Source organism: Streptomyces coeruleorubidus (genome assembly GCF_028885415.1).
Classification (GTDB): domain Bacteria; phylum Actinomycetota; class Actinomycetes; order Streptomycetales; family Streptomycetaceae; genus Streptomyces; species Streptomyces coeruleorubidus_A.
Genome location: NZ_CP118527.1, coordinates 1,412,038 through 1,425,455, shown reverse-complemented (window position 1 = coordinate 1,425,455; position 13,418 = coordinate 1,412,038). Strand labels below are relative to the sequence as shown.

General features: G+C 71.0%; 13 protein-coding genes. 3 read left to right on the top strand and 10 right to left on the bottom strand.

All coding sequences use genetic code 11. The features are described from left to right. Positions 1–6: 6 nt before the first annotated feature. From PV963_RS06605 to PV963_RS06575, 7 genes are all read right to left on the bottom strand, one after another. On the bottom strand, positions 7–186 hold the full coding sequence (locus PV963_RS06605; protein ID WP_274814655.1) for a hypothetical protein: 180 nt from the start codon (positions 184–186) through the stop codon (positions 7–9). A gap of 13 nt (positions 187–199) precedes the next feature. Then, positions 200–2,011, bottom strand: coding sequence for a protein kinase domain-containing protein (locus PV963_RS06600; protein ID WP_274814654.1), 1,812 nt, complete (start codon positions 2,009–2,011; stop codon positions 200–202). Positions 2,012–2,044: 33 nt separating this feature from the next. Then, positions 2,045–3,331, bottom strand: a complete 1,287-nt coding sequence (locus tag PV963_RS06595; protein ID WP_342456368.1) for a DUF6777 domain-containing protein — start codon at positions 3,329–3,331, stop codon at positions 2,045–2,047. A 187-nt stretch (positions 3,332–3,518) separates the two neighbouring features. Further along, a complete protein-coding gene (locus PV963_RS06590; protein WP_274814652.1) occupies positions 3,519–4,469 on the bottom strand; it encodes a cytochrome c oxidase assembly protein in 951 nt (316 codons plus the stop codon). 115 nt (positions 4,470–4,584) lie between these two features. Beyond that, complete coding sequence (locus PV963_RS06585) at positions 4,585–5,610, bottom strand: 6-phosphofructokinase (RefSeq protein ID WP_274814651.1); 1,026 nt, start codon at positions 5,608–5,610, stop codon at positions 4,585–4,587. A gap of 232 nt (positions 5,611–5,842) precedes the next feature. Further along, positions 5,843–6,571, bottom strand: coding sequence for a type 1 glutamine amidotransferase (locus PV963_RS06580; protein ID WP_274814650.1), 729 nt, complete (start codon positions 6,569–6,571; stop codon positions 5,843–5,845). Positions 6,572–6,594: 23 nt separating this feature from the next. After that, a complete protein-coding gene (locus tag PV963_RS06575) occupies positions 6,595–7,833 on the bottom strand; it encodes a MurT ligase domain-containing protein (protein WP_274814649.1) in 1,239 nt (412 codons plus the stop codon). A gap of 159 nt (positions 7,834–7,992) precedes the next feature. On the opposite strand from PV963_RS06575, the gene def reads away from it, so the two are divergent. After that, positions 7,993–8,538: a peptide deformylase gene (gene def, locus PV963_RS06570; protein WP_274814647.1), complete on the top strand. Its 546-nt coding sequence runs from the start codon at positions 7,993–7,995 to the stop codon at positions 8,536–8,538. 89 nt (positions 8,539–8,627) lie between these two features. On the opposite strand, the gene PV963_RS06565 is transcribed toward def, so the two are convergent. Next, entirely contained in the window at positions 8,628–9,272 is a 645-nt protein-coding gene (locus PV963_RS06565) for a TetR family transcriptional regulator (RefSeq protein WP_184981226.1), read from the bottom strand. A 168-nt stretch (positions 9,273–9,440) separates the two neighbouring features. Here PV963_RS06565 and PV963_RS06560 point away from each other — a divergent pair, with 168 nt between their 5' ends. Continuing rightward, entirely contained in the window at positions 9,441–10,667 is a 1,227-nt protein-coding gene (locus PV963_RS06560; protein ID WP_274814646.1) for an acyl-CoA dehydrogenase family protein, read from the top strand. A gap of 316 nt (positions 10,668–10,983) precedes the next feature. Next, on the top strand, positions 10,984–11,652 hold the full coding sequence (locus PV963_RS06555; RefSeq protein ID WP_274814645.1) for a transcriptional regulator: 669 nt from the start codon (positions 10,984–10,986) through the stop codon (positions 11,650–11,652). A 75-nt stretch (positions 11,653–11,727) separates the two neighbouring features. Here PV963_RS06555 and PV963_RS06550 read toward each other — a convergent pair whose 3' ends face one another. Both PV963_RS06550 and PV963_RS06545 read right to left on the bottom strand, forming a co-directional pair. Beyond that, positions 11,728–11,964: a DUF6213 family protein gene (locus PV963_RS06550; protein ID WP_274814644.1), complete on the bottom strand. Its 237-nt coding sequence runs from the start codon at positions 11,962–11,964 to the stop codon at positions 11,728–11,730. Between the two features lie 25 nt (positions 11,965–11,989). Next, positions 11,990–13,375 (bottom strand): NADP-dependent succinic semialdehyde dehydrogenase, encoded by a 1,386-nt coding sequence (locus PV963_RS06545; RefSeq protein ID WP_274814643.1) that lies wholly within the window; start codon positions 13,373–13,375, stop codon positions 11,990–11,992. Positions 13,376–13,418: the final 43 nt, after the last annotated feature.

Here is a 13,418-nt window from a genome sequence, read left to right as displayed (position 1 = left end):
TGCTCTTCACGTGCTCTTCGAGGTGACCACCATCCCGAGGGTGATCAGGCCCAGGACGACCCAGCCGAACCACAGCCAGCCGTTGCTGCCGAGCGCCACCGTGTAGGCCGTCACCAGGACGAGGCCGCCGACGGTGAGGGCTCCCATGGTCTTCGTCGCGTTCGAACCGTTCGTGGAACCGGGCATCGCAACACCCTCCTCATGGTTCTGTTCCCCCCATGGTGCCCCCGTTCTGCCTCCTGACGGTGCAGACGACGACATGAGTACCGGATTTCCATGGTCCGTCGCTGGTCCACGAACCGGCTTCGTAGACGGACGGATCGAAGCCGTAGTCGCGCGGCGCCACGCCCCGGGCGCATGCTGCGTCCGACGAGGTCCGGGCCTCGGCGAGGGTCACATCGGCGCCCAGTCGGGTGAACCCGAGCACCTGCTGGTCGTACCGTCCGCCGCACGGCACCAGCCGCGCCTCCCGGTTCGAACGGACGTCCAAACAGTCACGCTTCTGCATGGTCGCGGTGTCGGCGAACGCCGTACCGAACCTACGTCGCTCCCCGAGCGGCCCGTACAGCGGCCCGTGCGCGCCGAGCACCAGGCAGGCGGTGCGCCGCCCCGCCGCCTCGAACCCGGTGCCGCTCGGCACGACGGCGTGGCTGCGGACATCGGCGAGCCGGTCCCGCAGCTCCCGGGTCCGCTCCTCGCACCGGGCCGGACCCAGCTTCCGTGCCTCGTCCGCCGAGGCCGCTTCGACGAACGCCACCACCTGCCCGTCGGGCGCCTGGTCCCGGCAGGTCGGGTCCAGGGAGAGCCGGGGCGTGCCGGCGAACCGTGTCCCGCCCGGCCAGTCGGCGAGCACACAGTCCCCGTCCGCGAGCGGCTTCTCCAGCCCGACGGCCTCTCCGTACGGCGCCGCCGTCCCGCCGCCCGCCCGGTCGGCCAGCGCGTACCAGACGCCGCCGAGCGCGAGGACCAGCGTGAGCCCGCAGGCGGCGACGCCCCGGCGGGCGGGGGAGCGCCGCCGTCGCCGAGCGCCGGGCTCGGCGACCACGGGCCCGAGACCGTCCGGCCCGGTCGGCGGCACGGGCGGGGTCTCCCACGGGGACGGCGACCCGGGGTCGGTCCGGGTCCGCTCGTACGCGTCCGGCTGGGGCGTGACGAGCGCCGACAGCCCGGCCTCCGCCTCCCGCGCGGTCATCCGCTGCTGCGGATCCTTGGCGAGCAGCCCGCGCAGCACGGGCTCCAGAGCCCCGGCCCGTGCCGGTGGCAGCGGGTCCTCCGTGACCACGGCGGTGAGTGCCGCCAGGTGCGACTCCCGCTCGAAGGGGCCGCGGCCCTCGACGCCGAAGTACAGCGTGCAGCCCAGCGAGAACAGGTCCGCGGCCGGCGTCGGCGTACCGCCGGACGCCCGCTCCGGCGCCAGATACCCCGCCGTGCCGACCAGCACGGACGCCATCGTGTACCGCGTCTCACCGGCGTCCGGCTGCACGGAGATGCCGTAGTCGGTGAGCAGCACCCGCCCGTACGGCGAGCCCGCGCGGTCCGGCGCGAGCAGGATGTTGGCCGGCTTCACGTCCCGGTGCATCACGCCCCGCTCGTGCCCCGCGGTCAGCGCGTCCAGCACGGCGAGACCGACGCGGGCGCACTCGGCCGGGGCGAGCGGCCCGCGCCGGGTCACCAGCTCCCGCAGGTCCACGGCGCCGGTCACGTACTCCATGACGATCCACGGCAGCTGCTCGTGCTCCAGCACGTCGTGCACCGTCACCACGTGCGGGTGTCCGCGCAGCCCGGCCGCGTGCCGGGCCTCCGCACGGGCCCGCGCGACCCGCGCCTCCCGCTCGTTTCCCGCCTCGGCCGGGTCCCGGAACACGATCTCCTTCAGCGCGACCTCGCAGGCGAGTCTCTGGTCGTGGGCGAGCCAGACGTGCCCCATGCCGCCGCTGCCGAGCCGGCGCAGCAGCAGATAACGGCCGGCGACGATCCGGCCCACTCCCGACGTCGGTGATCCTGAGGACATCCGGTGACTCCCGGGTTCGGCGGGGGCGCGGTGTTAGGCGGTCGTGCCCGGGGCGGGCGGGGCGGTCGCCGGAGCGGTGGACACGGGGGCGGTCGTCGCAGGCGCGGTCGTCGCGGGCGCGATCGTCGAGGGGGTGCTGGAGGCGGGAGAGCTGGACGCGGGAGCGCTGGACGCGGGCGTGCTGCTCACTGGCGGCGGCGCGCTGCTCGTGACCGGTTCACCGGTGGGAGGCGAGCTGGTGGTCGGGGGAGGGGAGCTGGTGCCCCGCGGCGGTGAGCTGGTCGCCGTCGGCGATGCACTGCTCCTGGGCGCGGCGCCCGACTCAGGCGGCACGGAGGTGGGCGGCGCCTGCGACGACGAGGGCTGACGGGAAGGCGCGGGCCCGGTACTCGTCGGAGGCCCGGAGCCGGCAGAGGGAGTGGAGGACGCCGAGGGCGACGGCCACGCCGTACGCCTCTCCGTCCCCGACTCCGCCGCCACGCTCAGCGTCACATGGGCACCGAACCGCAGCTCGGCCCCCGCGCCCGGGTCGGACGCGATGACCCGCGCACGGTCCGGGGGCGGTTCCTCACCCCGGAACGCGACGGCCAGCCCCGCATCGGCCAGCCGCCGGCTCGCCTCGCCGAACGTCGTCCCGGCGAGACGCGGCACGGCCCGCCGCTCGGTCGCGTCGAAGTCGGTGTCGGCCTCACCCGTCGTGCCGACGGGCCGCTGGATGCCCCGGCCGGGGTCCTGGACGTCGACGAGGGCGATGCGCTCCAGTTTCCGGGGAGCGGGCCGTACGACCAGCACCTCGGCAGGGTCGTATCCCTGCCACTTCTCGCTGCCGTCCCCGAATGTGACGGATATCCGGCTCGTGTCGCCCTCGAAGGGCCGCAGCGGATTTCCGCACGAACATTTGACCGACGCAAGCCCCTGCTCGTCGACGAGAATCGCGATTCCCGCCTGGAGCAAGGCGCGGAAGGGAACAGCCTTTCCTTTTTTGTAGTCGTGGTTCAACGCGAGGGTGTCGTGACGCAGGAGAACCGGTGTGAGCCGGTCGAGATATCCCGGAATCTCGTCCGTACGCAGATCGAGGGCGGCCGCCCACGCCCGCGCCTTGCGATCGTTGCGCGGCGCGGTGAGGAACCGCTTCAGCCGCTCGACATCACAGATCCCCGGCTGCTTCGTCCCCCCGTACAGCCCCGGCGTGTCCCCCTGCTGCAGGCTGCCCGGCACCGCGCGCGACCGCACGTGGGCGTCCCGGCCCAGCCCGCTGTCCTCGGCGAAGAAGGGCGCCAGGGACGGAACTCCCGCGGCGACCGCCTTAACCTCCAACAACGACCCGCCCGAATCGCACCCCCCGAGAGCCAGCAGAAAAGCGACCAGGACAGCGATCCTCCGCATCACCGCTCCCCCCTGCGGTTCCCCCGACGCGTTTCATGCTACTGAAGGAAAAGGCTATTCAGCCGCGTTGTGGAGAAAGAGCAGAGCGAGGAGGAACGGGCGCCTTGGGGCGTGGGAAAAGTCAGTTTCCACGTGCGTGCAGCGAGCTCAAATAGGCGTTGTACGCCTCGAGTTCCTTGTCCCCGTCGCGGTCGGCGGCCCGGTCCCCCCGCCTGGCCTGCCGCTGGTCCGAGGCGTACCACTGGAACAGCAGCGCGACCAGCACCAGCACGGACGGGATCTCGCTGAACGCCCAGGCGATGCCGCCCGCCGCGTTCTGGTCGGACAGCGCCTCGATGCCGAGCGAGGCGGGCGGGTTCTTGAACGTCTCGACCATCGGTTCGGACGCCATCATCAGCGCGATCCCGAAGAACGCGTGGAACGGCATGCCCGCGAACAGCTCCAGCATCCGCATCAGAAAGCCCGGCCGGTGCGGGCCCGGGTCCACGCCCATGATCGGCCAGAAGAACACCAGGCCGACCGCGAGGAAGTGCACCATCATCGCGATGTGCCCCGTCGTGGAGCCCATCAGGAAGTCGAACAGCGGCGTGAAGTACAGCCCGTACAGGCTCGCGATGAACAGCGGGATCGTGAACGCCGGGTGGGTGACGATCCGCATGTAGTGGCTGTGCAGGAACATCAGCAGCAGCTCGCGGGGCCCCTTGCGGCCCCGCCCCGCCGTCGGCAGCGCGCGCAGCGCCAGCGTGATCGGCGCCCCGAGCAGGATCAGGATCGGCGAGACCATGCTGATCACCATGTGCTGCACCATGTGCACGCTGAACATGACCATGCCGTAGTCGTTCAGCTGCGTGCACATCATGAGCACGATGCTCAGCACGCCGACGACGAAGGCGACCGTCCGCCCCACCGGCCACTTGTCACCGCGCCGCACCAGCCGCACGACACCCCACCCGTACAGCGCCAGCCCGGCCAGGCAGGCGATGAGGAAGAACGGGTCGGCCGACCACTCCAGCCCTCGTCCCAGCGTGAACGGCGGCAGATCCATGGTCATGCCGTGCCCGCTGTGATCCATACCGCCGGCTCCTGTTTCGTGGGGGTGTGCAGCAATCTGTCCGCCCCAAGAGTAGAACCGCCCCCGGCCACACAGGTGACCGGGGGCGGTAAGACGTGCTCGGGGCGCGGGCAACTCAGAGGACACACTCCGCCTCGGCGTACCGCTCCTGCGGAACGGTCTTCAGCGTCTCCACGGCCTCGGCCAACGACACCATCACAATGTCGGTCCCCCGCAGCGCGGTCATCCGCCCGAACTCCCCCCGGTGCACGGCCTCCACCGCATGCCACCCGAACCGCGTGGCAAGCACCCGGTCATAGGCGGTCGGCGTCCCACCCCGCTGCACATGCCCGAGAATCACCGGCCGGGCTTCCTTCCCCAGCCGCTCCTCCAGCTCCACCGACAACTGACGGGCGATCCCGGCGAACCGCTCGTGCCCGTAGATGTCCTTGCCGCCCTCGTCGAACTCCATGGTCCCGGGCTTCGGCTTGGCCCCCTCCGCCGCGACGACGATCGCGAAGCGCTTGCCCGCCTCGAACCGCTCACCGACCTTGCGGGTCAACTCGTCGACGTCGAAGGGCCGCTCGGGGACGACGATGGCGTGCGCGCCGGCCGCCATGCCGGAGTGCAGTGCGATCCAGCCGGTGTGCCGGCCCATGACCTCCACGATCAGCACGCGCTGGTGGGACTCGGCGGTGGTCTTCAGCCGGTCGAGCGCCTCGGTCGCCACCCCCACGGCCGTGTCGAAGCCGAAGGTGACGTCCGTGACGGCGATGTCGTTGTCGATGGTCTTCGGCACGCCGACGATCGGCAGGCCGTTGTCGGACAGCAGCCGGGCCGCCTTGAGCGTGCCCTCGCCGCCGATGGGGATGATCGCGTCGAGCCCGAGCTCCTCGACGTGTCCCTTGGCCCGCTCCACGCCGTCCCGCAGGTGCTCGGGACGGACCCGGGAGGAGCCGAGGATCGTGCCGCCGCGGGCGAGGATGCCACCCACCGCGTCGAGGTCGAGCTTGAGGTAGTCGCACTCCAGAAGGCCCTTCCAGCCGTCCCGGAAGCCGATGACCTCGTCGCCGTGGTCGACGACGGCGCGGTGCACGACGGACCGGATGACGGCGTTCAGGCCGGGGCAGTCGCCGCCGGACGTGAGGACACCAATGCGCATAGCCCGAAAACCTTATCGACGTGGGCCTGGACCGGACCACGTTGTCCGGCTCGAATCCCCGCCACCCTAGCGGCATCGAGGGGCCGGACCGAAGCACGCGTCCGCCTGCTGGACGACCCCGCTCACCTGTGCGGATGTGCCGTCATACGGGCTGTTGACCAGCAGGTTGACGCGTCCTTCACGCACGCTGACGCGCAGCGCTCACGCAGGTGTCGCGCAACTGCGTCTACGTCTACGCGGGCTGCTGCGCAGCCGCGATGCGCTCGTTGCGCAGTGCCTCGTACCAGCGGTCGTCCGTCGGCGGCAGCGCGTTGACGTCGAGGGCCAGCTTCAGCAGCAGGTCCGCGATCAGCGGGTTGCGCGCGAGCACCGGGCCGTGCATGTACGTGCCGAAGACGGTGTCGTTGAACGCGCCCTCCGTGCCGTCGCCCGTGCCGTTGCCGTTGCCGAAGCGCACCCGGGCGAGCGGGCGGGCGGTGGGGCCGAGGTGGGTGACGCCCTGGTGGTTCTCGAAACCGGTCAACGGGGGCAGGCCGAGGCGCGGGTCGATGTCGCCCAGCACGTCACCGACGCACCGCTCGCCCTCGCCGCGCACGGACACCACGTCCAGCAGGCCGAGGCCGGGCTCGCGCTGGCCGAGGTCGTTGATGAACTCGTGGCCGAGGATCTGGTAGCCGGCGCACACGGAGAACACGATGGCGCCGTTCTCCACGGCCCGGGTCAGTCCGCCGTCCCGGCGCAGCCGCTCGGCCGCGAGCCGCTGGGGACGGTCCTCGCCGCCGCCGATCAGGTAGATGTCGCCGGACGTCGGGATCGCCTGGTCGCTGCGCACGTCCAGCCGCGCCACGTCCAGGCCGCGCTGCTGGGCCCGGCGCTGCACGACGAGGACGTTGCCCTGGTCGCCGTAGGTGCTGAGCAGGTCGGGATAGATCCAGACGACCCGCAGTTGGTTGTCGCTCACAAAAGTCCCCTGACGTCTCGTGCTCAGTTGCCGACCCGGCGGCGCAGGTCCTGGAACGCCGTGTAGTTGGCGATGACCTCGATCCGTCCCGGCGGGCACGCCGCCACGGCCTGGTCGAGGTTCTCGTACACCTGGAAGTGCTGGTCGGCGACCTCCAGGCGCACCGCGAGGTCCAGCCGCCGGTCGCCGACGACACAGATCGGGTGGCCGGTCAGACGCGTGTAGTCGACGTCCCACAGCCAGGAGGTGTCGGTGCCGTCGGCGGAGCGCGCGTTCACGGACAGGATGACCGGGGCGGGTGGCGGGTCGATCAGGGAGAACGTCTCCAGCCAGCCGGCCGGGTTCTTCGCGAGGAGGAGCCTGAGGTCACGGCCCTGGAACTGGACGACGTCGTACCGGCCGGCCACCGCCTGCACCTGGTACATGCGCTCCAGCGCGACCTGCGGCGGCACGCCGAACACGGCGGCGACGGCGGCCGAGGAGGCGGCGTTGGCCTTGTTGGCGCGGCCGGGCAGCTGGAGGTGGATCGGCCAGGCGGAGCCGTGCGGGTCCAGGACGTGGTCGCCGGAGAGCGCCCAGCTCGGCGTCGGACGGCGGAAGCCGCACTCACCGCAGTACCAGTCGTCGCCCGGGCGCTGCATCACGCCACCGCACGACGGGCAGGACCAGGCGTCGTCCTTCCACATCTGCCCGGCGGCGACCCAGATCACATTGGGGGAGGAGGACGCCGCCCACACCACCGGCGGGTCGTCGCAGTTGGCCACCACCACGGCCTTGGAACCGGCGAGCCCCTCCCGCCAGTTCTCGGCGAGCATGCGGGTCTCGGCGGCGCGGTCGAGCTGGTCGCGGGAGAGGTTGAGCAGGGCGATGCACTTCGGCGCGGTGTCCCGGGCGACGCCGGCGAGGTACTTCTCGTCGACCTCGATCACCCCGTACCGGGCGTCCGAGCTGCCCGCGAGCGCCGAGGTGATGCCGGCCGGCATGTTGGCGCCGAGCGCGTTGGAGACGACCGGTCCCGCCGCGCGCAGGGCCTCGGCGATGAGCCGGGTGGTCGTGGTCTTGCCGTTCGTCGCCGAGACCAGGATCACGTCCAGGTTCTGCGCGAGCCGGGCGAGGAGGTCGGGGTCGAGCTTGAGTGCCACCCGGCCGCCGATCACCGAACCGCTGCCGCGTCCCGCGGCGCGGGACGCCGCCGCGACCGCCTTGCCCGCGGTCACGGCCAGCTTGGCCCGCGGCGAGAGCGGGTCCGAGTTGCCTGCCATCAGTTCTCGATCCTCCTTGCGTACGCGCCGCGCCTTGAAGCCTGACGGCCACGTGGTGTGGACCTCAGCCTATCGAGATCCATTAGCACTCCCGAACCGAGGCACTGTGGTGAACTCGTGCGGGAGGCCCGGAATGACAGGGACCTTACTCTTGCCGCCATGCGAAACAGCCCCATCCCCGGCGCCCGCGGCCACGTGAGACCCCTCACCCTGCACGGAGACCCGCTGCTGCACACACCCTGCGCGGAAGTCACCGAGTTCGGCCCCGAACTGGCCCGCCTCGTCGAGGACTTGTTCGCAACCATGTACGCCGCCCAGGGCGTCGGCCTCGCCGCCAACCAGATCGGCGAGCCGCTGCGGGTCTTCGTCTACGACTGCCCCGACGACGAGGACGTCCGGCACCTGGGCCACGTGGTCAACCCGCGCCTGGTCGAGGCGGACGGAGTGGTGATCCGGGGCCCGGAGGGCTGCCTGTCCCTACCGGGCCTGGAAGCGGGCACGGAGCGTTACGACCACGCGGTGGTCGAGGGCTTCACGATGACCGGAGAGCCGATCACGGTGCACGGCTCGGGCTTCTTCGCCCGCTGCCTGCAGCACGAGTACGACCACTTGGAGGGCCGCGTCTACGCGGACCGACTGACGGGCTGGCGCCACCGCAAGCTCATGCGACAGGTGGCCCGGGCTTCATGGCGCCGAGTGAGGTGAGTGACCCAGGGGCGCGGGGCTGTGTTCGATATGCGGCTCCGCCGCGTGGGCGCGACCAGCCCCCACGGTCCGCACACGACAGGCGACGGTCAGAACCCGGGACCGCCCATCCGATCCCCCGCAGCCGCAAGACGCCCCCACAACAGATCAGCGAGACTCCGCACCAACTCGGCACGGGAGCAAGGCCGTTCCCCCAGCCACCAGTCCCCGGCCGCATGCATCATGCCGACGATCCCATGCCCCCACACCCGCGCCAGCTGCTGCCCGCCCGGCCCGAGATCCAGCCGCTCCTCGATGACCTGCGCGAGTTCCTCCCCCATCCGCCGCAGCAACGGCGCACTGTGCTTGCCGACATCGAACCCCGGATCCCCCGGCTGGCCCCCCTCCGCCGGATGCATCAGGAACCGGTAGACCTGAGGCCGCGCCTCGATCGCCGCGAGATACGTGTCCAGCGTCGCCTCGACCCGCTCCCGTCTCTCCGCAGGCGCGTCCAGCGCCGCCCGCAGCGAATCCAGCAGCGCGTCCGTGTGCCGCTTGGCAAGGGCCGCGTAAAGTCCGCCCTTGTCACCGAAGTGCCGGTACAGAATCGGCTTGGTGATGCCCGCTTCCGCGGCGATCGCGTTCATCGAGGCCTGCGGACCGTCGCGCAGCACCACTCGGTCGGCGGCTTCCAGCAGCTCACGCCGTCGGCGGTCGGCGGACCGTTGCTGGTCGGTCCGCTGCGTGGTGTCCATGTGCTCTCCCCACCCGTGCTGATTCGATGACGCCTGCGCAAACTAACACTCAAGCATGCCCCGGACACCGGGTGCCGACCGGTCGGTAGGAGTTGACGTGGACTACCCACCGGTAACAGACTGCTGTTACCGCAAGTAACATGCATGTGTGCCGCTGGAGGGGACGACATGGCCGAGTTCACCATGGAGCTCAACGACGAACAGAAGGAGGTCCGCGACTGGCTGCACGGCTTCGCCGCCGATGTGATCCGCCCCGCGGCCGCCGAATGGGACGAGCGTGAGGAGACCCCCTGGCCGGTCATCCAGGAGGCCGCCAAGGTCGGCATCTACTCCCTGGACTTCTACGCCCAGCAGTACTTCGACCCCACCGGCCTCGGTATCCCCATGGCGATGGAGGAGCTGTTCTGGGGCGACGCGGGCATCGCCCTGTCCATCGTCGGCACCGGTCTCGCCGCCGTCGGCGTCCTCGCCAACGGCACCGAGGAGCAGATCGGCACCTGGATCCCCCAGATGTACGGCGACGCGAGCGATGTCAAGGTCGCCGCCTTCTGCTCCTCCGAGCCCGACGCCGGCTCCGACGTGGCCTCCATGCGCACCCGAGCCGTGTACGACGAGGCCAAGGACGAGTGGGTGATCAACGGCACCAAGACCTGGGCGACCAACGGCGGTATCGCCAACGTCCATGTCGTGGTCGCGGTCGTCGACGCGGAGCTCGGCTCCAAGGGCCACGCCTCCTTCATCATCCCGCCGGGCACCGAGGGCCTGTCCCAGGGCCAGAAGTTCAAGAAGCACGGCATCCGCGCCTCGCACACCGCCGAGGTCATCCTGGACAACGTGCGTGTTCCGGGCTCCTGCCTGCTCGGTGGCAAGGAGAAGCTCGACGAGCGGCTCGCCCGGGCGCGGGAGAAGGCCAAGCAGGGCGGGGAGCGAGTGAAGAACGCGGCGATGGCCACGTTCGAGGCGTCGCGCCCGGCGGTCGGGGCCATGGCGGTCGGTACGGCCCGGGCCGCGTACGAGGTCGCCCTCGACTACGCCAAGACGCGGGAGCAGTTCGGGCGGCCGATCATCGACAACCAGGGCGTGGCGTTCCAGCTCGCGGACATGCGTACGTCCATCGACGCGGCCCGGCTCCTCGTCTGGCGCGCCTCCTGGATGGCGGTCAACGGCAAGCCGTTCACGGCGGCCGAGGGCTCGATGTCCAAGCTGTTCGCGAGCGAGACGGCCAAGCAGGTCACGGCCCAGGCGATCCAGATCCTCGGCGGCAACGGCTACACCAGGGAGTACCCCGTCGAGCGTATGCACCGGGACGCCGCCATCTACACGATCTTCGAGGGCACGAGCGAGATCCAGCGACTGGTCATTGCCCGGACCCTCTCCGGCACGCCCATCCGCTGACGATGTCTGAGCGGCATCAGCTGCTCGATGCCGTACCTCGCCCGCAGCTCCCCGATCGCCGCGTGATCCGGCGGTGGGCTCGCCTGGAGCATCTCGTCGACCGGTTCCGCCGGCATGCGGCGGAACCGCTCGCGCACCCGCTCCACTCCGCGCGCCGTGAACGCCGCGGCGACGCTGCGGCGCGGTCAGAAGGTGGTTCACCTCAGGGGGTCGTCCACCCACGATCACCCGGTGGGGCGCCGATCTGGTGCCGGACTACTCCGTATCGGGGACGCCGTGCCAGGCTCGTCCCGACACCCTCACGACGGAGGACGCGATGACGCACCCGGCCCGGGACCTGCTGGCGACGACCACAGCCGAACTCGCCCCGGACCCGCGGTCCAACCCCTTGGTCCCCCGGATCGCCCGTGGCGAGGCCCCCCGCCCCACCCTCGCCGCGCTCGCCCTGGAACAGTCCCGGGTGATCCCCGCGGACCGCCGCGCGTTCCTGCATCTGGCGGAACGCTCCGCGACGACCGACCCGGAGGCGGCGGCCTACTTCACCACCCTCGCGGAGGGCGAGGCACTGGCGGGCGACCGGCTGGACGCCTTCGCGAGGGCGTGCGGTGTGGACGAGGCCGAAGCGGGCGCGTACGAGCCCCTTCCGGGCTGCCAGGCCTACCCCGCCTGCGTCGCCTGGCTGGCCCTCAACGCCTCACCGGCGGACGTCGTCCTGGCACTGACCGCGAACTTCTCCGCGTGGGGCGGCTATTGCGCGACGATCGCCGAGGCCCTGCGCACCCATTACGGCTTCACGGACGAGGCGTGCGGCTTCTTCGACTTCTTCGCCCAGCCGTCCCCGGAGCTGGACGGGCTTGCGACAGCGGCGGTGCAGGCGGCCATGGACGCCGGGCGCCTCGACAAGGCACGAGCACACGCATACGGCCGCCTACTTCAGACCTACGAGGCGATGTTCTGGTCGACGCTGGGGGATCTGCCCTCTTAGGGGCGCGGGGCTGTGTCGACTTGCGGCTCCGCCGCGTGGGCGCGACCAGCCACAATGCACCCGCACACGCCGCAACTACGTCGCACCCCCACTGCTGTGCGCAATGCAAGCCACATCAATACGGTCGGCCAACTTCGCCAGCTCGATCGTCAACGCAGCGACCGTGTCCTCGTCGAGCCCGGACTCCCCGGTCTCGACAAGCCGCACCCATCGACCCCCCACCGTCCGCAACAGCTTGCTGACATCGGCCGCAGCCACCTGCAAGGTCCCGCGGTCGTCGACGATCAGAGGCAGAGTCACTTCGCGGTTCACAGACGGGATCGTAGCCCCGCAACACTCACGCACCGTGCCAAACGGTCGTGATGTTGCAGAACTCCCGGATTCCGTGCCCGGACAGCTCACGCCCGTACCCGGACCGCTTCACTCCGCCGAACGGGAACGCCGGGTGGGAGGCCGTCATCCCGTTGACGTACACACCGCCCGCCTCCAGATCCCGGACGAACCGGTCCACCTCGGCCTCGTCCCGCGTCCACACGTTCGAGCTCAGCCCGAACGGCGAGTCGTTCGCGATCAGCACGGCCTCGTCCAGGTCGGCCGCCCGGTACAGCGTGGCGACCGGACCGAACGCCTCCTCCCGGTGGATACGCATCTCCCGGGTGATGCCGGCGAGAACGGTCGGCGCGTAGTACCAGCCGGGCCCGTCCGGCCGTTCGCCACCGCACAGCACCTCCGCCCCGGTGCGCACCGCGTCGTCGACCAGGTCCTCGAGATCGCGCAGTCCCTGCTCGCTGGAGAGCGGCCCGACCTCGGTGTCCTCGGCCATGGGGTCACCGACCTTCAGCGCCTTCATACCCTCGGCGAACCGCTCGGCGAAGGCGTCGTAGACATCCGTGTGCACGATGAACCGCTTGGCGGCGATGCAGGACTGCCCGGTGTTCTGCACCCGCGCGGTCACCGCGACCTGCGCGGCCCGGTCGATGTCGGCGGAGGGCATGACGACGAAGGGGTCGCTGCCGCCCAGCTCCAGCACCGTCTTCTTGACCATCTCCCCGGCGGTGGAGGCGACCGCGCGGCCCGCGGGCTCGCTGCCGGTGAGGGTGGCCGCCTTGACCCGCTCGTCCCGCAGGATGTCGTCGACGGCGGCGGAGCCGATCAGCAGGGTCTGGAAGCAGCCCTCGGTGAAGCCCGCCCGGTGGAACAGGTCCTCCAGGTAGAGGGCGGTCTGGGGGACGTTCGAGGCGTGCTTGAGCAGGCCCACGTTCCCGGCCATCAGGGCGGGCGCGGCGAAGCGGACCACCTGCCACAGCGGGAAGTTCCACGGCATGACCGCCAGCACCGGTCCCAGCGGCCGGTAGCGCACCCGTACCCGCGAGGCGCCGGAGTCCTTCACATCGGTGTCGGAGGGCTCCTCGTCGGCGAGCAGTTCCTCGGCGTGATCGGCGTACCAGCGCATCGCCTTGGCGCACTTCGCCGCCTCGGCGCGGGCCTGCTGGATCGGCTTGCCCATCTCGGTGGTCAGTACGCGGGCGATGTCCCGCTGGTCCTCGTCGAGGAGGTCGGCGGCCTTCCTCATCAGCCGGGCGCGCTCGTCGAACGTCGTCGTCCGGTACGTGCGGAACGTGGCCTCCGCCAGCTGGAGCCGGCGCCCGATCTCCTCCTCGCCCATGGCCTCGTACGTCTTGAGCGTCTCGCCGTTCGCCGGGTTCACCGTTGCGATGGGCATGGCTGACCTCCCTCGGTGCGGGCTGTAGTCCGACCTTCCCGCG

What these genes read in the sequence shown, in the direction of transcription:
- PV963_RS06605 (WP_274814655.1), bottom strand. Translation starts at nt 186, where the DNA reads ATGCCCGGTTCCACGAACGGTTCGAACGCGACGAAGACCATGGGAGCC.
- PV963_RS06600 (WP_274814654.1), bottom strand. Translation starts at nt 2,011, where the DNA reads ATGTCCTCAGGATCACCGACGTCGGGAGTGGGCCGGATCGTCGCCGGC.
- PV963_RS06590 (WP_274814652.1), bottom strand. Translation starts at nt 4,469, where the DNA reads ATGGATCACAGCGGGCACGGCATGACCATGGATCTGCCGCCGTTCACG.
- PV963_RS06585 (WP_274814651.1), bottom strand. Translation starts at nt 5,610, where the DNA reads ATGCGCATTGGTGTCCTCACGTCCGGCGGCGACTGCCCCGGCCTGAAC.
- PV963_RS06575 (WP_274814649.1), bottom strand. Translation starts at nt 7,833, where the DNA reads ATGGCAGGCAACTCGGACCCGCTCTCGCCGCGGGCCAAGCTGGCCGTG.
- def (WP_274814647.1), top strand. Translation starts at nt 7,993, where the DNA reads ATGCGAAACAGCCCCATCCCCGGCGCCCGCGGCCACGTGAGACCCCTC.
- PV963_RS06565 (WP_184981226.1), bottom strand. Translation starts at nt 9,272, where the DNA reads ATGGACACCACGCAGCGGACCGACCAGCAACGGTCCGCCGACCGCCGA.
- PV963_RS06560 (WP_274814646.1), top strand. Translation starts at nt 9,441, where the DNA reads ATGGCCGAGTTCACCATGGAGCTCAACGACGAACAGAAGGAGGTCCGC.
- PV963_RS06555 (WP_274814645.1), top strand. Translation starts at nt 10,984, where the DNA reads ATGACGCACCCGGCCCGGGACCTGCTGGCGACGACCACAGCCGAACTC.
- PV963_RS06545 (WP_274814643.1), bottom strand. Translation starts at nt 13,375, where the DNA reads ATGCCCATCGCAACGGTGAACCCGGCGAACGGCGAGACGCTCAAGACG.